Source organism: Stenotrophomonas sp. S49, assembly GCF_016624905.1.
In the GTDB taxonomy this organism is placed as follows: domain Bacteria; phylum Pseudomonadota; class Gammaproteobacteria; order Xanthomonadales; family Xanthomonadaceae; genus Stenotrophomonas.
This window is the reverse complement of record NZ_JACVUD010000002.1, coordinates 1-21,956: the sequence shown is the minus strand read 5'-3', so window position 1 is coordinate 21,956 and position 21,956 is coordinate 1. Positions and strand designations below refer to the sequence as shown.

Sequence of the window (21,956 nt, the reverse complement as noted above, 5' to 3'; positions counted from 1 at the left end):
AGCAGGGGCCCGCCAAGGTGGCTGGGCCGAAACCGAGACAGCGACTTACGCGATGCGCGCCGCTTCGTCGAACGACAGACGCGGCAGACGGGGGAACAGGCCCGAGGGGTCACCGTAACCCAGGTTGACCAGGAAATTCGACTTGATGCTGGTGCCGGCGAAGAACGCTTCGTCCACCTTGGCATTGTCGAAGCCGGACATCGGGCCGGCATCCAGGCCCAGCGCGCGCGCGGCCAGGATCAGGTACGCACCCTGCAGGCTGCCGTTGCGGAACGCGCCTTCGTGGCGGCCTTCACGCGGGCCGTCGAACCAGGCCTTGGCATCGGTGTGCGGGAACAGGTACGGCAGCTTTTCGTGGAAATCTTCGTCGAAGGCCACGATGACGGTGACCGGCGCGGCCAGGGTCTTGTCATGGTTGCCTTCGGACAGCGCCGGGGCCAGCTTGGCCTTGGCTTCGGCCGACTTCACGAAGACGAAACGCGCCGGGCTGCCGTTGGCGGCGGTGGGGCCCCACTTCAGCAGCTCGTACAGCGCGTGCAGCTGGCTGTCGTCCACCGCCTTGTCGGTGAATGCGTTCTGGGTGCGGGCGGTGCGGAACAGCTGGTCCAGTGCAGCAGCGTCAAGCGCGTGGGACATCGTGGATCTCCAGGGCAGCAACAGGGAAAAGGGCGAAGCAGCGCAGGGGCTGCGGCGCGAAACAATGAGCCGCAGTGTAGAGTGTCGCGACTGTTGCAACACCCAGCAGGGCTGAAACGAATTAATGCCAATGGTGAAACGATCGAGCGCGCCGTGGACGATCACGGACGGCCGTGCAGGCAATGTGCGCCAGGCCGTGGCGCTGGCCTCGGCGCTGCGCCTGGGCACCCACCGCCCGCTGGTATTGCAGCCGCGCGCACCGTGGCGCTGGCTGTCGCCGCGCCGCCTGCCCGGGGATGTGCGCGGTTACGGTGAGGCGTTGGCGACACTGGCTGCCCAGCCGCCGCCGCTGGCGATCGGCTGTGGCCGCCAGGCCGCCGGCGCGCTGCGCGTGCTGCGTGCACGTGGCAGCAAGGTGGTGCAGATCCTGGACCCGCGCACTGCCGCCCGCCATTGGGACCTGCTGGTGGTGCCCGAACACGATGCCCTGCGCGGCAGCAATGTGCTGACCCTGCTGGGCAGCCTGAACCCGGTGGACGATGACTGGCTGAGCCTGGGCCGCGCCGCCTTCGCCGATTTCAATGCCCTGCCCGGCCCACGCACCGCCTTGCTGGTGGGCGGGCCGACGCCGCTGGCGCCGTGGGACGAAGCCGGCATGGTGCGCGTGTTCCAGGCCCTGGCCGAACAGCTGCGCAGCGAAGGCGGCAGCCTGCTGGCCACCACCTCGCGGCGCACACCGCCGGCGCTGGCCGAGACCCTTCGTGCCATCTTCGCCGACCTGCCGCATGTGATCTGGGGCGACGGCGGCGATGGCGTGAACCCCTACGCCGGGCTGCTGGGCTGGGCACAGCGGGTGGTGGTGTCGCCCGATTCGGTGAACCTGCTGTCCGAGGCCTGCGCCACGCGGCTGCCGGTGGCGGTGGCGCTGGCCGATACCGCGCAGGGCCGGTTGGCCCGCTTCCAGCAGCAGCTGCGCGAACGCGGGCGGCTGCAACCGCGCTGGCTGGACTGGCAGTGCGCGACCATCGAGCCGCTGCGCGAAACCGCACGGGTGGCGGCCGAAGTGAAGGCCCGGCTGGGGCTGGGCTGACGCCAGGCGCGCCCGTGCCGGCCGCACAACGCCGCCACGGGCATTGGGTATGATCGGCCACGCGGGGCCGCCCCGCGCCCGCTCGCTCCATGGAGGAACAGACGATGCGTACCCTGCCCTGCACTGCCGCCGCCCTGGCACTGGCCATGGGCCTGCTGGCCACCGCCCCTGCCGATGCGCGGCGCGTTTATCACATTGTGGAAAACACGCCGGAGCCGGTACGCCTGGATGTCTCGCCCGGCCTGGTGGCCAGCATGGCCGCCGCCGACGAAGCCGCACGCAACCCGCCGCCGGGCCAGGCGCCCACGCCTCCGTCCAACGGTGCGCCGCCGCCGATGCAGGTGGTGTCCATCGGCACCAACGTGGATGGCGAACGCGAGGTGCTGCTGCAGCAGCCGGGGCAACCGGGCAACACCGCCGCGGTGCGCTGGCCGAATCAGGTGGGTGACCCGTCGGTGTTGTTCCATGTGGGGCAGCAGGTGCAGTTCGACCACACCCCGTCCGAAGGCCGGAAGGGCCTGATGGCGCGTGATGCGCAGGGCCGCCCACTGACCCATATTCCCGAACCGGCGCCGGCATCGCAGGGCTGGAACACGCAGTATTGAGCACCCAGTACCAAGCCCGCAGTACCGAGGCTGCCGCGCCGCCTGAACGGCGGTTTTTGGCGTTGCGTGGGTGCGGGGGGATAATGGCCGATTCCTTTTTCCTTCCCGCCCGCCATGTCCGTGCGTCCTGCCCCCGTGTTTGCTCCCCTGACCCCGCGCGCCCTGGTGCTGGCCGTGCTGGCCATGGGCGCGGTGGTGCTGCTGTCCAACGTACTGGTGCAGTACCCCATCAATGACTGGCTGACCTGGGGTGCCTTCAGCTACCCGGTGGCGTTCCTGGTCAGCAACCTGATCAACCGCCGCTTCGGCCCCGGCCCGGCGCGCCGCGTGGCGTGGATCGGTTTCCTGGTGGCGGTGGTGCTGTCGGTGTGGGTGGCCACCCCGCGCATTGCCATTGCCTCGTGCTCGGCGTTCATCGTGGCGCAGCTGCTGGACATCACCGTGTTCGACCGCCTGCGCCGTGGCAGCTGGTGGCGCGCACCGATGGTGGCCACCACCTGCAGCGCCACGGTGGACACCACCATTTTCTGGTCGATCGCCTTTGCCGGCTCCACCTTGCCGTGGGTGAGCTGGGCCGCCGGCGACCTGGCCGTGAAGCTGGCCATCGGCGTGTGCCTGCTGGCCCCGTTCCGCGCGCTGCTGTGGAAGATGGCGCCGCTGCGCAGCGAGCTGCGATAAGCGCGGGGTCCCGGCCGGCCACATGACCCGGTAGTGGCCAACCTTGGTTGGCCTGCGGGTTCTCTGCGTGCCAACCAAGGTTGGCACCTACCAAGAGCGCATTCCCGGTCGGCCACATGACCCGGTAGTGGCCAACCTTGGTTGACCCGCGGGTTCCGTGCGTGCCAACCAAGGTTGGCACCTACCAAGAGCGGGTTCCCGGCCGGCCGCATGACCCGGTAGTGGCCAACCTTGGTTGGCCCGCGGGTTCCGTGCGTGCCAACCAAGGTTGGCACCTACCAAGAGCGCATTCCCGGCCAGCCACATGACCCGGTAGTGGCCAACCTTGGTTGGCCCGCGGGCTCTCCGTGTGCCAACCAAGGTTGGCACCTACCAAGAACGCATTCCCCAGAGCGGGTTCCCGGCCGGGCGCGCATCACGCGAACGGCAATCCTGCAGCCACGCATGCAGCGGTAATCACGCTGCAAGCGTCTTCAATCGCAGGCGTGGGCGGGGCCAGGCGCGGGCGGCGATCCAGCGTGCAGGCCAGGCCGACATCCAGCAGCGCGGCATGCGCGCCTTGCAGTTGCTGCGCGGTAGCGGCAGGCAGGAATTCCGCCGCGGCCAGTGCATCAATCAGCGAGGGCGTGTCGCGCGGCTGCAGCAGCGCGGGCTGCTGCGCGCTGCGCGCCAGTACGCCGGTCTGCAGCAGGAATTCCAGATCCACCACGCCGCCGCGCCCCTGCTTCAGGTCGAAGAGGCCGGCATCGCTGCGGTCCAGTTCGCTGCGCATGCGCCCGCGCATTTTCAGCACGTCGGCATACAGGGTGTCCGGGTCGCGCACGCGACCCAGGGTCTGTGCGCGCACCTGTTCGAAATCGGCCAGCAGGCTGGCATCGCCGGCCACGCCGCGCGCACGCACCAGGGCCTGGTGTTCCCAGGTCCACGCGCGTTCGCGCTGGTATTCGGTGTAGCTGGCCAGCGAGGACACCAGTGAACCCTTGCCGCCGTCGGGGCGCAGGCGCACATCGATGTCGTACAGGCGGCCGGCGGCGGTGACCGCACCCAGCAGCGCCATCACCTTCTGCGCCAGGCGCGCGTACCAGCGCCCCGGTTCCAGCGGGCGCGGGCCATCGCTGGCGTCCACGCCGGCGGGATGGTCGTGCAGGAACACCAGGTCCAGATCGGAACCGAAGCCCAGTTCCAGCCCGCCCAGGCTGCCGTAGCCGATGATGGCAAAGCGCCCGCCGGGCACCTGCCCGTGGGCGGCGTGCATGTCAGCCTCGGCCAGGGCCAGCACGGTCATCACCACCGCCTGCGCCAGTTCGGCCAGTTGCCGGGTGCTGTCCACCGCGCCCTGGCGGCCATCCAGCGTGGCCATGGCCATGCGGAAACTGAGCGCCAGGCGCGTTTCGTTCAACCAGCGCAGTTGCGATTCGGGATCTTCCACCGGCAGCACCTGCCGGCATTCGGCCAGCATGCCGGTGAAGGCAGGCATCGGCCCGGACACGCGCACATCCAGCAGTTCGTCCAGCAGCAGCGGATAGGCGGCCAGGCGTTCGGCCAGCAGCGCGCTGCGTGCCAGCACGTCGACCAGGCGTGCCAGCGCGCTGGGTTGTTCGTCCAGCAGTGCCAGATAGCTGGTGCGGCGCAGGACCGCCTGCAGCAGGCCCAGCACGCGCTTCAATGCGGCATCGGGCTGCGGCGAACGGGTGGCGGCATGCAGCAGCGCCGGCAGCACGCGATCCAGGCGCGCACGGGCGTTGTCAGAGAGCGCCTTCACCCCGGTGCTCTGGGCGAAATCGCGCAGCGACTGGTCGGCGCCGTTGGCATCGAAGAAACCGGCGTCGGCCAGCAGTTCCGCATTGCTGCCCTCGGGCAGGCTGCGCCAGTAGCTGGCCAGTGCATCGGGCGCGGCCTGGCCCTGGCGCGGCGCCAGCAGCGCAGCGAATTCGGTGCTGACCCGCTGCTGCTGTTCGGCCAGCGCGGCGCGCAGTGCGTCCCAGTGCGGGTAGCCCAGGCCCGTGGCGATGCGCTGGCGATCCAGTGGATCGCTGGGCAGCACGTGGGTCTGGGCATCGCGCAGCATCTGCAGGCGGTTTTCCAGCCGGCGCAGGAACAGGTAGGCCTCGCGCAGTGCCGCGCCATCGTCCGGGGCAATCTGCCCGGCGTTCACCAGCGCCTGCAGCGCCACCAGCAGGCGACGCTCGCGCAGCACCGGTTCGCGGCCGCCGCGGATCAACTGCAGCGCCTGGCACAGGAATTCGATTTCGCGGATGCCACCGGCGCCGCGCTTGATGTCTTCGTGCAGCTCGCGACGCGCGACTTCGGCGGTGATCGCCGCCTTCATCTCGCGCAGGCCGTCCAGCGCGGTGAAATCCAGGTAACGCCGGTACACGAACGGGCGCAGGCTCTGCAGCCACGCCTCGCCGGCGGCGATATCGCCGGCCACGGTGCGCGCCTTCAGCCAGGCGTAACGTTCCCAATCGCGGCCTTCGCGCTGGAAATACTGGTCCATGGCAGCGAAGGACAGTGCGACGCGGCCGGCGCTGCCGAACGGGCGCAGGCGCAGGTCCACGCGGTGGCTGAAGCCATCGACCGTGGTGTCGTCCAGCAGCTTGGCCAGGCGCTGGCCGAGGCGGGCGAAGTACTCCTCGGCGGCCAGCGGGCGCGGACCGTCCGATTCGCCGCCGTGCGGGTAGGCGTAGACCAGGTCGATATCCGAACTGAAGTTGAGTTCGCCGCCGCCCAGCTTGCCCAGGCCGAACACCACCAGCTGCAGCGGCTGGCCGTCGGCATCGCGCACCACGCCGTGGCGCTGGGCGAATTCCTGCTGCAGCGCCTGCAGGGCCAGCCGCAGGCAGTCCTCGGCCAGCACGGTGGCGCCGGCCAGGGTCTGCGGCACGTCGTCCAGGCCGGCCAGGTCGCGCCAGATCAGCCGGGTGGACATGGCGGTGCGCCAACGCCGCAGCTGCGCCGGCCAGTCGCTGGGCTGCAGCGGGTCGAGCACCGGCGCCGGCACCGGCGGGCAGCCCGGCGCGGCCAGCTGGGCCAGCAGGCCGGGTTGGCGCACCAGGGTGTCCAGGGCGAAATCGCTGGCCACGGCCAGTTGCGCCAGGAACGGCAGCCGTTCGGCGGCGATGGGCTCGGGCACGGCCTGGGCCAGGCGCGCCAGGGCGCGATCTACCAGGGGCTGCAGGGAAGCGGGCACTTCGGCGGGGGCAACGGTCATGCCCCGATTCTCGCGGGGTCGGATCCCTTTGCCAACGGCTTGTCGTAGAGTCGAGCTTGCTCGACTGGCCGTTCCAGAGCAGTCGAGCAAGCTCGACTCTACGCGGAGCACTGCGTATTCAGCTTGGGCGCCAGGCAATAAAAAAGCCCGCTTGCAGCGAACTGCCAGCGGGCTCTGCTCCCTCCCCCACGTCGGGATGCAGGGCCATCGTGCGGGCTGCGGGCGGACAATGCACGCTGCACTGCAAAACAAAACTGCTGGGTATGGTAGCCCCGGCCCCGGAAAAGCCATTCCACGAAGGTAGAACGCCCCGTACCGGGGGGGATGGTCGATAATCGAGCTTTCCCCCCAGAAACACTGTCGTCATGTCTGTTGATCGCATCGCCAACGCGCGTCTTCGTGACCGCGTGGTCTCTGCCGAGGCCGCAGCCGCGCTGATCCAGCCCGGTGAAACCGTGGCCATGAGCGGCTTCACCGGCTCCGGTTACCCCAAGGCCGTTCCCGTGGAACTGGCCCGCCGCATCGAAGCGGTGCACGCCCAGGGCAATCCCTTCCAGATCAAGCTGATGACCGGCGCCTCCACCGCGCCGGAGCTGGATGGCGCGCTGGCCAAGGCCGATGGCATCGCCATGCGCATGCCGTTCCAGAGCGACCCGGATGCGCGCAACCGCATCAACGAGGGCAAGCTGGATTACATCGACATCCACCTGAGCCACGTGGCCCAGCACGTGTGGTTCGGTTTCTACGGCGAGATCGACACCGCGGTGATCGAAGTGTCGGCCATCCGCGAAGACGGTTCGCTGGTGCCGTCCACTTCGGTGGGCAACAACAAGACCTGGCTGGACCTGGCGAAGAAGGTGATCGTCGAGGTGAACGAGTGGCAGCCGGCCGGCGTGGATGGCATGCATGACATCTACTACGGCACCGCCCTGCCGCCGCACCGCAAGCCAATTCCGCTGGTGAACGCCAACGACCGCATTGGCGATACCGCGCTGCGCTGCGACCCGGACAAGATCGTGGCCGTGGTGCGCACCAACGGCCCGGACCGCAACAGCCCGTTCAGCCCGATCGATGCCACCAGCGAACAGATCGCCTCCCACCTGATCGAATTCCTGAAACATGAAGTGAAGAAGGGCCGGCTGCCGCCGAACCTGCTGCCGCTGCAGTCGGGCGTGGGCAATATTCCCAACGCCGTGCTGGCCGGCCTGGCCAAGAGCGGTTTCCGCGATCTGGCCGCGTTCACCGAAGTGATCCAGGACGGCATGCTGGACCTGCTGCGCGACGGCGTACTGAGCTATGCCTCGTGCACCGGCTTCGCACTCAGCCCGCAGGCCAATGAAACGTTCAAGGAACACATCGATTTCTACCGCGAGCGCATCATCATGCGCACGCAGGAAATCTCCAACCACCCCGAACTGGTGCGCCGCCTGGGCTGCATCGGCATGAACGGCATGATCGAAGTGGACATCTACGGCAACGTCAATTCGACGCACGTGATGGGCACGCGGATCATGAACGGCATCGGCGGTTCGGGCGATTTCGCGCGCAACGGTTTCCTGTCGGCGTTCCTGAGCCCGTCCACGGCGAAGAACGGCACGATCTCGGCGATCACCCCGATGGTGAGCCATGTCGACCACACCGAGCACGACGTGTCGGTGATCGTGACCGAACAGGGCCTGGCCGATCTGCGTGGCCTGACCCCGCGCAAGCGCGCGCAGGTACTGATCGACAACTGCGCACACCCGGATTTCCGTCCGCAGCTGCAGGATTACTTCGACCGTGCCAGCCGCGAAAGCTACGGCAAGCACACCCCGCACCTGCTGCCCGAGGCGCTGTCGTGGCACCAGCGTTGGCTGGATACCGGCACGATGAAGGGCTGATTGCGGTCGGGGTCAGAGCCCTTTTCTGCCGAAAAGGGCTCTGACCCCACCTCTGCATCAACCGCGCAGCGCCGCCAGCGATTCAGCCTGCAGGCGCTCGTAGATCTCGAACTCGTCATTCACCACCACGCCCAGCGCCTGCTCGAAGGCCTCGCGGTTGGCGTGCGCGGCATAGGCGCGCTGTTCTTCGCCGCCCAGGTTCGACTGGAAGATGCCCGCGGCACTGACCGGCAGGAAATCTTCGTAGACGATCGGGTCGGCCGTGGCCAGGCCCGCCGCCACCAGCACTTCGGCCGGTAGATCGGCCACGCGCTCCGGCGCAGCACGCCCGGCCTCGGTCAGCTGGTAACGGTAGTAGCCCAGGCCTTCCTGGCGCAGGGTGTCATGGTCGTCGGGGAAGCTGGCGAACACCGCCTGCAGGCGCTGGCCGTAGTCGCCGCCGGTGCTGCCGGCACCCCCGGCATCGCGCGCCTGCGCCAGCAGCTGGTCGTACAGCGCGCGGCCCTTCGGGGTCAGGGCCAGGCCGCGCTGTTCGATCTCGCCGAAGCGCGCGGTATGGGTGCCGGCGTCGCCGCCTTCCGCATCCGGGAAATGCACGGCCTCTTCCAGTGCCTTGAAGCTGGTCTGCCGCAGCAGGATCGGGCAGGCGCGGCGCGGCGGGCCCTCGATCACCGCCTTGGCGGCCATGCCCTGTTCGATCATCGCGCCCTGCGCGGCATCGATATCCAGCGTGCGCGGGGTCAGGTGGTTGATATGTGGGCCACGGAAGCTGACCACGTCGGCCACCAGCCGGTGCGCGTTGTGCAGGGCGTGGTAGGTGGGCAGATCCACGGTGGCATCGCCGTGCCAGCGGAAGGTTTCCAGTGCCTCGGCCACGAAGCGTTCGGCATCGGCCTGCGACAGGCCACCGTCACGCTCGGCTTGGTCGATCAGCGCCAGCGCGCCGTCGGTGAAGATGCGGCGGCGTTCGAGGATGCCCGCGGATTCGGCGCGCAGGGTAGCGTCTTCGATCAGTTCCAGCCGCAGCAGCGAGGTGAACACGCGGAACGGGTTCTGCGCCAGCGCGGCGGCAGTCAGCGGGCGGAAGGCGGTGGAATGCACCGGCACGCCGGCCACCGACAGGTCGTAGTAGCCCACCGGGTACATGCCCATGACCGCAAACAGGCGGCGCAGGGTGGCCAGTTCCTGCACCGTGCCGACGCGGATGGCGCCATGGCGCTCTTCGTCCAGGCGCGCACGTTCATCGTTGCGCTGCAGCTGCGCGGCCAGGGCCGGGTCTTCTTCCAGAACCTGCGTGTTGATGCGCTCCACCAGGTCCACCAACGCGCCGTACAGCGGCACTTCGGTGCGGTACATGCGGGACATGGCCTGGGCGAACAGGCGGCGGATCAGATCAGGCGAAACGAAAGAGGCGCTCATCGGTTACTCGATCACGGGAACGGGGAACAACGCGAATGCCTATTGTCGCCGCAGCGCGCGGCCGCGGCGAGACGCACAGCAGCATGACGGATAGGGGCGTGCGAACCAAGGTTCGCACCTACCGGGCAACTGCCGGGCATGGCAGCAGCCGGGGACTGCTTTGGTAGGTGCGAACCTTGGTTCGCACTCGCCGGGCATGGCCCGGCGCTACCGGCCCAGCTGGCGCTTCAGGGTGGCATCAAGGGTGATCGGCCGGTCCCAGTGCTCGAAGCTGGCCACCACGGCGTGGCGCACGGCGCGCACGTGCAGATTGGTGGGCTTCACCGGCATGCGCTCGACCACCGCTTCCCAACCGCCTTCCGGATTCTGGCTGAAGGCACGCACGCTGTCGCGGCAGGTCTGGCCGCTGGCCTTGGCCCAGAAGCAGGCGAAGTAGATATCGCCGGCCTGCCAGCCATGGGCGGTGAACAGCGCGCTGACATAGGCGCGCGGCACGTCGGCATAGCGCGAGACTTCGTCCAGGAAGGCGTCGGGGTAGCGCTCGGCGTAATGGTTGATGTCCTGCAACTGGGCATCCAGCCAGCTGTCGCCGCTGTTCACTTCGTAGGCCGCCGAACGTTCGGCGGTCTGCTGGGCCAGCACGGTGGCCGGCACCAACAGCAGGATCGACAGCAGCGCGCGCAGGATCAGGTTCATGCCCCGATTCTGCCGCAGCCGCTGCGCCCTGTCAGGCCGCGGCGGCCTTGGCCTCGATGGCGGCCAGCGCGGCCGGCCAGTCCCAGGCGGTATCGGCGGTGACCATGCGCGGCTCGTCCTCGGCCACGCCGTGCTCGGTTTCGTGCGCCCAGGTGACCGCGTACGGGGTATGGATGCCCCAGCCACCCAGGGTGACCACCGGCTCGATATCCGAACGCAGCGAGTTGCCGACCATCACGAACTGCGAGATCGGCAGTTCGAATTCGGCCAGCACGCGGGCGTAGGTCTGCGGGTCCTTCTCGGACACGATCTCGATGCGCGGGAACAGGTCATGCAGGCGGGCGACGTCGATCTTCGCTTCCTGGTGGAACAGGTCGCCCTTGGTGATCAGCACCACCGGGTAGTGTTCGGCGATGGCCGCCACCGATTCGCGCACGCCGTCGATCAGCTCGACCGGGTGGCGCAGGGTGTCATGGCCAATGTCCAGGATGCGCTGGATGTCCTTGGCTTCGATGCGCTGGCCGGTGATGTCGATGGCCGCTTCGATCATCGACAGCGCCATGCCCTTCACCCCGTAGCCAAACACGCCCAGGTTGCGCTGCTGTACTTCCAGCAGGTGGCGCGCGGTGCGGGTGTCGTGCACGTCGATGTAGCGCGACAGCAGGTCCAGATAATCCTGCTCGGCCTTGCGGTAGTAGTCCTCGCTCTTCCACAGCGTATCGTCACCGTCAAAACCGACCAGGCCGATGGCGCGCGACGGCGCGGGCGTGGAAGTGTTCATCGCACAAGGATACAGGCCCCCGGCACGCAGAAAAAACCCAGGCGGCCGAAGCCGCCCGGGTCCCCATGCACCGGTTGTCCCGACGGTGTTGGATCAGCGGCCCGGCGCGGCGTTGCCACCGGCCGCGGCGCCCTGCTGGGCCGCCACGTAGGCCTTGTATTCATCGGGGCTCAGTTCCCCATCCTTGTTGGCGTCGGCCTGGTCGAACACCTGGGCCAGGCCCGCGTTCACCTGCGCCTCGGCCTTGCTGATGGTGCCGTTGCCATCGGTATCGATGCTGGCCCAGGTCTGGCCGCCGCCACCGCCACCGCCACCGCTGGCCTGCGCCGACGCTGCGGCCGCTGCGTTGCTGGCCTGGTCAGCGGCCTGGCCGGCCTGTGCCGCAGACTGCTGGGCCTGCGCGGCCTGGTTCTGTGCCTGCGCGGCCTGCTGCTGGGCGGACTGCGCCATGGCCGGAAGGGTGAGCAGGCTGCCAGCAGCAACGACCAGGGCGATCAGGGGCTTACGGTTGCGAATCGTCATAGGGGATGTCTCCTTTGGGTGGTGTTGCGCGGCCTGTTGTTTCCGCACGGCACCTACCCTGCCACCCCGTTTCTGAATCGATTTTGCGCCGCGACCGCCGCCAACACGCGGCATTAACCACTCGGCCACGCGCATGCTTTAGCGCAGTGGTTAGCGCGAAGTGAGCGGCTCATAAGACGCGCATTCAGCGCGCGCGGATTTAACCTGCAGGCAACGAAAAACCTGCGTCAGTCGACGTTCTGCGTGGATGACCGCGAACTGAACACGATCCATCCCAGCGCCACGCCGGCGAGCGCGCCGGCGATTTCCAGCACCACCCGGCTACCCAGTTCGTTGGGATCGTGGATGGTGGACAGGAAGATGCGCGCATACAGCGGCGACTCCAGCCGCACGATGCCCATGTAGAACAGCTTCCAGATATCGATGCCGGCGCCGATGATCACCGCCAGCACGCACGAAGCACCGATGGCCTGGTTCACCGAACCGCCCAGCCCGCGCACCACGCGCAGCATCAGCAGGTACATCAGCAGGCCGACCAGCAGGGCGATGCCGCCGGCTTCCAGGGTGCCAAGCAGGCCGAAGTGCAGCGGAAGGTTCATGCGGGCGCGCGTGCGGGGAGAGGCGGCCAGTGTAATTCCATCGGCAGGGCTGCGCCCTGCACCCCTGTAGAGTCGAGCCATGCTCGACTGAAGCAACGGCAACGGCAACGGCAACGGCAAAAGCGTGCATTGCGTGGGATGGCGGGACGGTGTGGATGAAATCCTGGACGGGCATCGAACACCATCCACGCGTGGCGTGGATCTACTGCACGGGGACGTCGTAGGCGGTGCCGGGGTCGGGTTCGGGCTGCAGGGTGTAATGCCACCATTCCTGCGGGTAGTTGGCGAACCCGTGCCGGGCCATGGCCAGCAGCAGCTGCTGGCGGTTGCCGCGCTGCGCCGGGGTCAGCCCCGGTGTTTCGGTATGCGCGCGCACGCCGAAGAAATCGAAATCGGTGCCCATGTCCATCACCACGCACGCGCCCGTGCGGCAATCCAGCAGGCCCAGGTCGACGGTGGCGCCACGGCTGTGGCCCGAACGTTCGGCGATGTAGCCGTCGGCCAGCAGCTGCGGCTTGTCCAGGTCTGGGTACTGCAGGGCCTTGCGCGACTGCTCACGCGGATCGTGCACCCAGGCCATGAACGCCTGTACCGCCCGCACGGGGCGGTAGCAGTCGTACACGCGCAGGCCATAGCCGGCGCTGCGCAGGTCGGCTTCCACCTTCGCCAGCGCCTGCGCCACCGGTGCCAGCAGATAGCAGGCCGGCGCCTGGTAGCCCGGCACGGGTGCGCCGGTGAAGTTGTTGGCGCCGGCGTAACGGATGTCGAGCTGGATCTGCGGCGACAGCGAGCGGATCTCCACCAACCCGGCCGCCGCAGCATCGGTGGCCGTGGAAACACGCGGCGGTTCAACGGCGCGGGACGTCGCCGCCGCTGTCAGTGCAATCGCCAGTGCGAGTGAAATGTAGATCCTGGAAGTCATAGCTGAAGTCGATCTCGGGGTCGATGGCACGCAGGTCCAGCGTTGGCGACGCGCCGTCGCCCGGCTGCAGCCATGCCTGTGCCTGCTCACCCAGCGTATCCCAGTGCAGCAGCCAGCGCCCCTGCACCTGCTGCACGCTGGCCTGCAGCTTCGGTGACTTTTCCACGGCAAAACGCAACCCCTTCGGCCCGGAGCACAGCGACGCATTGCCCAGCCAGGGATCACGATAGCGGCCCTGCCAGCGCGCCAGGTCGTCAGACGTAGCCGCGCGCGCCCCGGCGGTGGACGGCCGCCCGCCAGCGCTGGCCGCACGCACCGCGCGATCGGCGGCCAGTTCGGCCAGATAGCTCATGGCAGAGGCGGCCTGCTCGGGCGCGGTGTAGCCCTTCAGCATCGACTGCATCAGCGCTGTGCGTGCATCCTCGCCTTCGCCGTTGATCAGCATCACCACGCCCACCTTGCGGTCGGGCAGCAGCCCCAGCGAGGAATACATGCCCGACAGCGTACCGGTGTGCGCCACCTTCCACTGCCCGTCCATGTCTGAAACCCGCCAGCCATAGCCATAACCGTAGAAGTGCGCGTTGTCCCAACGGCGCTGGCGTTCGCCCAGCGGCATGGGCATGTGCAGGGTCCACAATGTGCGCCGCTGCTCGCTGCCCAGCCAATCGGGCACCAGCGCCGGGTCCAGCAGCACCTGCATCCAGCGGGTCATGTCAGCCAGCGAACAGCGGATGCCGCCGGCGGCCATCGAGGTCAGGTCAGGGCTGCGCGCGCCGTCGGCGTTGACCACCACCGGTTGCCCATCGCGAACGGTATGCGGCTGCGCCACGTTACCCACGCGCTTCACCGACCACGCACCCACCTGGCAGCGCCGCATGCCCAGCGGCTGGAACACCTGTTCGCGCAGCAGCTGGTCATAGGGCTTGCCGCCGGCGGCGGCGGCCACTTCGCCGGCCACCACATACATCAGGTTGTCGTAGGCATAACCACTGCGGAAGCTGCTGACCGGCTTCAGGTGGGCCAGCCCAGCGATGATGTCGGCGCGGGTGTAGGCATTGGGCTCGGGCCACAGCATCAGGTCGCCCGCGCCCAAACCAAGGCCGCTGTTGTGGATCAGCAGGTCGCGCACCTGCATGTGCTCGCCTACCCAGGGGTCATGCATGCGGAAGGCCGGCAGGTACCTGCGCACCGGGTCATCCCAGCGCAGTTTTCCCTGCTCCACCAAGCGGGCCAGCAGGGCGGCGGTCATGGCCTTGCTGTTGGACGCGATCTTGAACAGGGTGTCTTCGTCGATGCGTCCACCATCGCCGCGTGCGCCCTGGACGTAGCGGTAGGCCACGCGGCCGTCTTCCACCACGGCCAGGGCGATGCCCGGCAGGTGCTCGTGCTGGACCACGGCGGCTACGTCGGCATCGATGGATGCGGTGCTGGTGGCCTGTGCGTGGACCGCCGGTGCCAGTGCCAGCAGGGCCATGCCGGCGTAACGCCGGTAACGGCCCCGCACGCGGTGTCGCGCGCCCTGCGAAGAGCAGTCGAGCAAGCTCGACTCTACCGGGCGCGCGCCGGCGGGACGGCTCAGAAGTTCCACGTCACCACCAGCTGGGTGTAGCGCGGGGCCTGCCAGCGCGTGCCCGTGCCGAAGGTGGCTTCGCGGTACACGCCCGGCTGCGCTTCGTAGCGCTGGTGCACGTTGATGGTTTCCTGGTTGTTGAACAGGTTGTACACCGACAGCCGCGCGCTCAGGTCGATGCCCTCCACCGGCAAGCGCCAGGTCACGTTGGCCCCCAGCGTCCAGGTCCAGGGCAGGCGGCCGAACGCACCGCGCGGGCTGTACTCGAACTGGCGCTGGTCATACGGCCCGGAACAGTTGGCCACGCACAGCCAGCCGGTGCCGCCGCCGCTGCCCTCGCTGGAGGTGCTGCCGCCGGCGATGCTGTCGTTGGGCCACATCACGCCATAGGCGGTGATCGGGCCACCGGACTGCACCTGCAACGTGGTGCCGAACGACCACTGCTTGTTCAGCGCATACGCCGCGCGCAGCTTGAACTGGTGGCGGAAATCGTTGAACAGCACGCCATAGCGTTCGTTGGTGGCCGGGTGGTCCCAGAACTGCACCATGCCGGTGTCGCCGTAGTTGGTATCCGAGTTCACCGGGCCTTCGAAATTGCCTTCGCTCTTGGACCACAGGTAAGAGGCGTTGAACAGCCACTTCTCGTCCCAGGCGCGGTCGATCTGGAATTCCAGGCCCTTGTAGGTGCGCTTGGGCTTGGAATAGCCGATCACTTCGCCGCTGCCGCCCTTACGGTAGCCGCTGTTGGCGGTATCGATGGTGATCCAGCCTTCCTGCGCGCAGCCAATGCTGGAATCGCCCCAGATCGTCAGCGATTCGCCGGGGTTGGCGATCGGCCACAGGGTGCTGGGGGTCGGACCACACGGGGTGTAGTTGATGCGGATGTCATCCAGCGCGCGGGTCATGCGCCGGTAGGTGGCATTCACGCCCCACGACCAGGCCTGGTTGATCATGCTCTGGAAGCCCAGGATGTACTCGTCCTGGTAGACCGCCTTCAGGTCCTTGTCCACGCTCTGCCGCAGGTCGGCGCCGCCGGTGTTCATGCGCGTATCGGTCGGGCCGATCTGCTGGCCGATGATGGGCGCCATGTACGCCGAGCCGGTGGGCGAGGTCTGCTGCTGCCAGCCTTCCAGCACGTAGTAGCTGTATTCGTCGGTCAGGCCGCCGGCGAAGTTGACGTTGATGTTGTTGGTGACCGGCAGGTAGTAGCGGCCGGCGTTGCCGAACAGCTTGGTGCTGCCATCACCGCGCATGTCCCACGAGAAGCCCACGCGCGGCGCCACCAGGTCGTCCATCTTGATGAAGGCATTGCCCTGCGCGGTGCGGTTCTCGAAGCGGTCCCAGCGCACGCCCAGGTTCAGCATCAGGTTCGGGGTGACGTTCCAGATGTCTTCCAGGTAGAAGGCATTGGCTTCGGTTTCGAACTTGCCACCGGACTGGCGGTTGCGTGCGCGCAGCATTTCGGTCACGCCGGCCGGCACGTAGGCATTGGCGCCGTCCCACACTTCATCGCCGGGGCGCGCCACGTAGGCGGTATAGCTCAGCGCGGTGGGGCCGGGGTAACGGGTGGACTGATCGGTGGTCATCAGTTCGCGGTCCACGCCGAAGCGCAGCAGGTGGTCGCCCAGCTGCCATTCAAAATCCAGGCGCGCCACATCGCGGGTGTCATCACGCTCGGCCACCGCGGTACCGGTGGGATGGCAGCCGGCGCGCAGGCCCTGCAGCTTGTACAGGCGCGTGCCGTAGGTGCTGTCGGTGAACACCGGGCTGCAGGCCTGGTCCAGCGACGAATTGGTGAACGCACGCTGGTTGTTCTGGCCCACCATGGCGCGGGCGGTGAAGTTCTGGCCGAAGTGGCCGGTATAGGTGGCCGACCAGTTCTTGCCGCCGGTCTCGGTTACCGAATCGCCGCCCCAGGCGCCGATCTCGTCCTCGTCCCAGTCATAGCCATAGGACGCGTTGGTCACATCGCCTTCGTCGGAAAACGCCAGCAGGGCCAGGCTGTGGTTGTCGTTGATGTTCCAGTCCAGCTTGGCGCCCCAGAAGCCGTTGCCGGAATCATTCTTGAACCACGTACTGCCATCGGACGAGGTGTTGTGGCCCTTGTCGCTGCGGTCTTCGTACATGGCAAACAGGAACAGCTTGTCCTTGATGATCGGGCCGGAGCCCCAGACGTTGGTCTTCAGGAACGAGTTGTTGTCACGGCTGCCATACGAATGCGCACTGCCATCGCGGTGGAAGTGGTCGCCCGCGCTGGAACGCCAGGCGCTGGGTTCGGCGGTCACTTCCACGCCGCCCTTGAATTCGTTGCTGCCCGAGCGGGTGACGGCGTTGATGACACCGCCGGTGGAACGGCCGAACTCCACCGAATAGCCGCCGGTCTTGACCTGGAATTCGTTGAAGAACGCGAACGGCGCGGTGCTGAAACCGCGCCGGGTGTACATGTCGGTCACGTTCAGGCCGTTGATGAACACCGCGTTTTCGGCCACCGACGAACCGGCGAAGGACAGGCCACCGAACGAGGAATTGCCGCCCACCACGCCCGGCGCCATCAGCGCTACCGCCGACAGATCCTGCGCCACCGGCAGCCGCGAGATCTCCTGGCGGTTGATGTTGAACGAGGTTTCGGTGGAATAGACATCCACGCGGTTGACCACGCGCGTGCCGCGCACCTGCAGGGCGTCCAGGTTGGTCACGCCGCCACCGCTGGCCAGGTTCACCGTGGTGGTGCCGCCCACCGCCACGCTCACCGCCACCTGCTCACCCAGGGTCTGCCCATCGCGGCTCAACTGCAGCTGGTAGTCGCCCACCGGCAGTTGGCCCAGGCGGTAGCTGCCATCGGCGCCCACGGTCACCGTGCGGGTCAGGCCGGTGCTGCTGCTGACCACGGTGATCTGGTCACCGGCACTGGCCCGGCCGGCCACCGCGCCGGTCACGTTCTGTGCGAATGCGATGCCCGGCGCGATCACGCCCAGACACGCGCCCAGGGCGACGCTCAACGCCGCCCGCTTGATGCTGTAAGCCTTCATCCCCTGCTCTCTCCTGCAAGAATTGAATGGTGTGGAATGGATCTAGCGGATATCGCGCTGGGGTTGCCTGGCGGGCAGTACCTGCCACTGGAGGTCATAGCTCCACTGGTCGAAGTACAGGTTGCCGCCTGCCCACTCGGCCTCGCCGCGCTGCGAGTCGACCGTTTCCGAGCGGTAATGCTGTTTGGCCGGCACCAGGGGCTGGCCGAAATCGTCGTTGAAGGCGATGCGGTAGCCGTCCAGACCACCCAGGTAGAAGTCGCGCAGCGCAGGCACATCGCTGGCCAGCGCGCCGGTGGTCACGTCCATCGGCAGCCAGCCATACGGCGCCAGGTAGACCTGCCCCCAATCGTGCAGGTTGTTGTAGCCGCTGCCATCGTCTGAAAACACCATGCCCGACTGCCAGCGCGCGGGAATGCCGTTCATGCGCAGCAGGGCGATCAGCAGCAGCGTCTGCTGGCCGCAGTCGGCATGGCCGGCGCGCAGCGCGTAATCGCTGATGTTGCTGAGCGTGGAGTACTCGCGCGCACCGGCCCACGGAATACGATCGACCGCGGCGAACAGCCTGCGCACCACTTCATACGGCCGCGATTCGCCCTGCAGCACCTGGTCGGAGAACAGTTTCAGCGCCGGGCTGAACTGCACATGCGGCACCTGCTCGGCCAGGTACGGCTGCAACGCGGGGTCGGCAGGCGTGGCCTGCACGCGCGCCGGATCGATGGCCGTATGCCGCGCGAAGATCGTCAGCGCGTAGCGGATTTCGAAGCGGGTGGGTTGCCCGGCCACGGCTTTGGCTTCCATGTACACCGTGCGCTGCAGGGTGCTGCGCGGCGCTACCTGCGCGTTGCCCGGGGTGTTGCCCAGCCACTGCAGTTGTTCCTGCTGGCCGGCAATCTCGCGCGGGTACGGAATCCACGCGCGCACGGTTTCGCCGGCCGGCACCGCATCGGCCTTCACCGTCAGCGATTGGGTGAATGCAATGCGCTGCGGCAGCACCGAGGCATTGCCGGTGCGCGCGGCCGCAGCCAGCACCTGCTGGTGATGCGCGTTCAGCACTTCGTTGGGGCCGGGCGCTGGCAGCGGCGCATCGGCACGGCGCCGCGCACGCGCTTCATCACTGAGCAGGAACAGGTTCGACGGCGCGCGTTTGAAGTACCAGCGGGTGCCGTCGATATCCAGGTGCTCAATCAGCCCGCGCTGGTCCCAGCGCGCGAATTCTTCGTCGGTCAGGTCGGGAATCCAACGGCGCACGGCCGCCTGTGCGGCGGCGCGGTCCAGGCTGAAATCCAGACGGACGCGGCGCATGCGCTCGTCCTGGAACTGCAGTTCGGCGGTGCCGGGCGCTTGTGCGATCAACGCCTGCGCCTGCGCGAAGTGGCCGGCGTCGACGGCATCGATCACCTGCAGCAGGCGGGCGCCAGACGACGGTGCCGCCGCAGCCGCGCACGCCCACAGCAGCAGCGCGGCACCCAGGCCGGCGGCAACAGGCAGACGCGGTTTGCGAACGACGGATTCCACAGCGACACTTCCCCAGCGCGGGTGGTAACGGCTGTGTAACACGGGCGGCAGGGGTGGTCAATAATTTATTCTTGCTTTCGCCGTCGAAAGGAATAAATATTCCCACAGGCATTCGAGGAGGGTGTGCAGCGCATGATCCTGGCTTCCCGCAAACCGCGCCGTGGCACCTGGCGCCGCTGGTCCCTGGCCCTGTGCCTGCTGGCCACGCCGGTCTTCGCACAGGCCGCACCCGATCCCGGCGCAGCGCTGCCGTATGTGATCGGGCTGCACGAGGCCTACCTGACCCCGGACTACTGGGCCGCGCGGCTGGACAACGCCGATGCACCGATCCTGGACCGCGCGCAGATCCAGGCGCAGAACGCGCGCATGCGTGCTCAGGATGCCCACATCCAGGATATCGCCGCACTGCCCGCGCAGCTTTCGGCGCAGCAGGTGCGCGCCAGCATCACCGCCCTGTCGCAGTGGCCGACGCGTGCGCTGTACAACGACGCCGGCCAGGACATCGCCCCGGCCCAGCGCAGCGCGATCGAGGCCAACCTGGGCCTGCAGGGCGTGCCGGCCCAGGTCAGCCCGGCCTATGGCCTGGTGGTGAAGCGTGCCGCACTGCGTACCTTCCCCACCCGCCAACGCGTTTTCAGCAGCCGCGGCGATACTGATATCGATCGCTTCCAGGAATCGGCGCTGTTCCCCGGTGACAAGGTGGCCGTCGTGCACCGCAGTGCCGATGGCCGCTGGCTGTTCGTGCACAGCGAACGCTACAGCGCCTGGATCGAAGCCGAAGCCGTGGCCACCGGCGAGAAGGCCAGCGTGCTCGGCTATGCCACGCAGGGCCCCTACCGCATCGTGACCGGTGCGGTCGCGCATACCGCCTACACCCCGGAAGAACCGCGCGTATCGCGCCTGCAGCTTGACATGGGCGTGCGCCTGCCGGTGCTGGCCGACTGGCCGGCCGCCACCGCGGTGAACGGCCAGCAGGCGCATGCCGCGTGGGTGGTGCAGCTGCCGGTGCGTGAAGCCGACGGAAGCCTGAAGCTGGTGCCTGCCCTGCTGCCGCGCTCGCAGGACACCGCCGCCGACTACCTGCCCCTGACCCCGCGCCTGCTGCTGCAGCAGGCCTTCAAGTTCCTGGGCGAACGCTACGGCTGGGGTCACGACTACGACACCCGCGACTGCAGCGGCTTCGTTTCGGAAATCTACCGCAGCTTCGGCGTGCTGCTGCCGCGCAATACCAGCGCACAGGCAGTCAGCCCGGCGCTGGACCGCCTGCCGTTCACCGACAAGGACAGCAAAGCCGTGCGCGACCGCGCCGTGGCCAACCTGCAGGTAGGCGACCTGGTCTACATTCCCGGCCACGTGATGATGGCCATCGGCCACGTCGACGGCCGCACCTGGGTCATCCACGATACCGCCGGCGGCAGCTGGTTCGGCGCCGACGGCAAGCGCGTGCAGGCCCATCTGAATGGTGTCTCGGTCACCCCGCTGGAGCCGATGATGGCCAGCGACACCGTCCGCTACATCGACCGCATCACCAACATCCAACGCCTGCGCACCAAGACCCCTGAATGAAGATCACCGCCATCGAACTGGGCATGCTGCGCGTGCCGCTGAAAACGCCGTTCAAGACCGCCCTGCGCACGGTGGAAACCGTGGAGGACGTGGTGGTGCTGGTGCGCACCGATACCGGCCACACCGGCTACGGTGAAGCACCGGCCACCGCGGTGATCACCGGCGATACCCACGGCTCGATCATCGAAGCGATCCGCCACTTCATCGCCCCGCGCCTGATCGGCCAGGACGTGGTCAACCTCAACCGCCTGAGCGGACTGGTGCAGACCGCCATGGAGCGCAACACCAGCGCCAAGGCCGCAGTGGAAATCGCGCTGTACGACCTGTGGGCGCAGCTGCACGGCGCACCGCTGTACCAGATGCTGGGCGGTGGCGATCCGGTCATCACCACCGACATCACCATCAGCGTGGACTACATCGACAAGATGGTGGCCGATTCGCTGTCGGCCATCGACCGCGGCTTCGAATCGCTGAAGATCAAGGTGGGCAAGGACATCGGCCTGGACATCGAGCGGGTGAAGGCGATCCACACCGCCGTGCAGGGCCGCGCCCTGCTGCGCCTGGATGCCAACCAGGGTTGGACCGCCAAGCAGGCGGTGCATGCCATGCGCACGCTGGAAGAGGCCGGTGTGGTGCTGGAACTGCTGGAACAGCCGGTGAAGGCCGCCGACATCGACGGCCTGAAGTACGTGACCGACCGGGTGAACACCCCGGTGATGGCCGACGAAAGCGTGTTCAGCCCAAGCCAGGTGATGGACCTGATCCAGCAGCGCGCGGCGGACATCATCAACATCAAGCTGATGAAGACCGGTGGCCTGTCCAACGCGATCCGCATTGCCGACATTGCCGGCATCTACGGCGTGCCGTGCATGATCGGCTGCATGATCGAATCGAGCATCAGCGTGGCCGCCGCCGTGCACCTGGCCGTGGCCAAGAGCGATGTGATCACCAAGGTCGACCTGGACGGCCCTTCGCTGGGCCAGTTCGACCCGGTCAGCGGAGGGGTGCATTTCAACGAATCGGAGATCAGCATTGCCGATGTGCCCGGGCTGGGCATCACCGAAGTGCGTGGGCTGGAGATGCTGGGTTGACCCGATCAGTCGAGCATGGCTCGACTCTACAAGGGCCGCGCCACGGTAGATCCACGCCATGCGTGGATGCTCTTGCCTTTGCTCTAGCCCGTATCCCCTTCGCGGCTGGCACGCGCGCGATCTGTCCGGGGTCGGGCGGGTGG

Annotated in this window: 17 protein-coding genes; 6 read left to right on the top strand and 11 right to left on the bottom strand. The window is 67.8% G+C overall.

What is annotated here, in order from left to right:
- Nucleotides 1–45: 45 nt before the first annotated feature.
- Nucleotides 46–636: a malonic semialdehyde reductase gene (locus tag IAE58_RS00655; protein WP_199932415.1), complete on the bottom strand. Its 591-nt coding sequence runs from the start codon at nt 634–636 to the stop codon at nt 46–48.
- Between the two features lie 130 nt (nt 637–766).
- On the opposite strand from IAE58_RS00655, the gene IAE58_RS00650 reads away from it, so the two are divergent.
- From IAE58_RS00650 to IAE58_RS00640, 3 genes are all read left to right on the top strand, one after another.
- Entirely contained in the window at nt 767–1,726 is a 960-nt protein-coding gene (locus IAE58_RS00650; RefSeq protein ID WP_199932414.1) for a mitochondrial fission ELM1 family protein, read from the top strand.
- Between the two features lie 104 nt (nt 1,727–1,830).
- Nucleotides 1,831–2,331 carry a hypothetical protein gene (locus IAE58_RS00645; RefSeq protein WP_108751969.1) on the top strand — a complete coding sequence of 167 codons (501 nt, stop codon included), beginning with the start codon at nt 1,831–1,833 and terminating at the stop codon, nt 2,329–2,331.
- Nucleotides 2,332–2,445: 114 nt separating this feature from the next.
- Complete coding sequence (locus IAE58_RS00640; protein WP_108748275.1) at nt 2,446–3,009, top strand: queuosine precursor transporter; 564 nt, start codon at nt 2,446–2,448, stop codon at nt 3,007–3,009.
- A 415-nt stretch (nt 3,010–3,424) separates the two neighbouring features.
- Here the strand turns inward: IAE58_RS00640 and glnE are convergent, their stop codons facing one another.
- Entirely contained in the window at nt 3,425–6,220 is a 2,796-nt protein-coding gene (glnE, locus tag IAE58_RS00635; protein ID WP_199932413.1) for a bifunctional [glutamate--ammonia ligase]-adenylyl-L-tyrosine phosphorylase/[glutamate--ammonia-ligase] adenylyltransferase, read from the bottom strand.
- Nucleotides 6,221–6,585: 365 nt separating this feature from the next.
- Here glnE and IAE58_RS00630 point away from each other — a divergent pair, with 365 nt between their 5' ends.
- Entirely contained in the window at nt 6,586–8,100 is a 1,515-nt protein-coding gene (locus IAE58_RS00630; RefSeq protein WP_199932412.1) for an acetyl-CoA hydrolase/transferase family protein, read from the top strand.
- Between the two features lie 57 nt (nt 8,101–8,157).
- Here the strand turns inward: IAE58_RS00630 and IAE58_RS00625 are convergent, their stop codons facing one another.
- The 9 genes from IAE58_RS00625 to IAE58_RS00585 form a co-directional block, all read right to left on the bottom strand.
- Nucleotides 8,158–9,519: a VOC family protein gene (locus IAE58_RS00625; protein WP_199932411.1), complete on the bottom strand. Its 1,362-nt coding sequence runs from the start codon at nt 9,517–9,519 to the stop codon at nt 8,158–8,160.
- Between the two features lie 207 nt (nt 9,520–9,726).
- A complete protein-coding gene (locus IAE58_RS00620; protein WP_108751965.1) occupies nt 9,727–10,215 on the bottom strand; it encodes a hypothetical protein in 489 nt (162 codons plus the stop codon).
- Nucleotides 10,216–10,246: 31 nt separating this feature from the next.
- Nucleotides 10,247–10,996 carry an HAD family hydrolase gene (locus IAE58_RS00615; RefSeq protein WP_199932410.1) on the bottom strand — a complete coding sequence of 250 codons (750 nt, stop codon included), beginning with the start codon at nt 10,994–10,996 and terminating at the stop codon, nt 10,247–10,249.
- A gap of 93 nt (nt 10,997–11,089) precedes the next feature.
- Nucleotides 11,090–11,518, bottom strand: coding sequence for an EF-hand domain-containing protein (locus IAE58_RS00610; protein WP_199932409.1), 429 nt, complete (start codon nt 11,516–11,518; stop codon nt 11,090–11,092).
- Nucleotides 11,519–11,745: 227 nt separating this feature from the next.
- Nucleotides 11,746–12,117 carry a hypothetical protein gene (locus tag IAE58_RS00605; protein ID WP_108770959.1) on the bottom strand — a complete coding sequence of 124 codons (372 nt, stop codon included), beginning with the start codon at nt 12,115–12,117 and terminating at the stop codon, nt 11,746–11,748.
- Between the two features lie 202 nt (nt 12,118–12,319).
- A complete protein-coding gene (locus IAE58_RS00600) occupies nt 12,320–13,039 on the bottom strand; it encodes a M15 family metallopeptidase (RefSeq protein ID WP_199932408.1) in 720 nt (239 codons plus the stop codon).
- Nucleotides 12,966–14,513 carry a serine hydrolase domain-containing protein gene (locus IAE58_RS00595; RefSeq protein WP_199932464.1) on the bottom strand — a complete coding sequence of 516 codons (1,548 nt, stop codon included), beginning with the start codon at nt 14,511–14,513 and terminating at the stop codon, nt 12,966–12,968. Before IAE58_RS00595 ends, IAE58_RS00600 begins: the two co-directional genes overlap by 74 nt.
- 101 nt (nt 14,514–14,614) lie before the next feature.
- The gene (locus tag IAE58_RS00590; protein WP_108751960.1) at nt 14,615–17,638 is read right to left on the bottom strand and encodes a TonB-dependent receptor; all 3,024 of its coding nucleotides are present in this window, start codon (nt 17,636–17,638) and stop codon (nt 14,615–14,617) included.
- A gap of 42 nt (nt 17,639–17,680) precedes the next feature.
- The gene (locus IAE58_RS00585) at nt 17,681–19,156 is read right to left on the bottom strand and encodes a transglutaminase-like domain-containing protein (RefSeq protein ID WP_199932407.1); all 1,476 of its coding nucleotides are present in this window, start codon (nt 19,154–19,156) and stop codon (nt 17,681–17,683) included.
- A 132-nt stretch (nt 19,157–19,288) separates the two neighbouring features.
- On the opposite strand from IAE58_RS00585, the gene IAE58_RS00580 reads away from it, so the two are divergent.
- Nucleotides 19,289–20,722 carry an SH3 domain-containing protein gene (locus IAE58_RS00580; RefSeq protein ID WP_164276166.1) on the top strand — a complete coding sequence of 478 codons (1,434 nt, stop codon included), beginning with the start codon at nt 19,289–19,291 and terminating at the stop codon, nt 20,720–20,722.
- On the top strand, nt 20,719–21,813 hold the full coding sequence (locus IAE58_RS00575) for a dipeptide epimerase (RefSeq protein ID WP_199932406.1): 1,095 nt from the start codon (nt 20,719–20,721) through the stop codon (nt 21,811–21,813). Before IAE58_RS00580 ends, IAE58_RS00575 begins: the two co-directional genes overlap by 4 nt.
- Nucleotides 21,814–21,956: the final 143 nt, after the last annotated feature.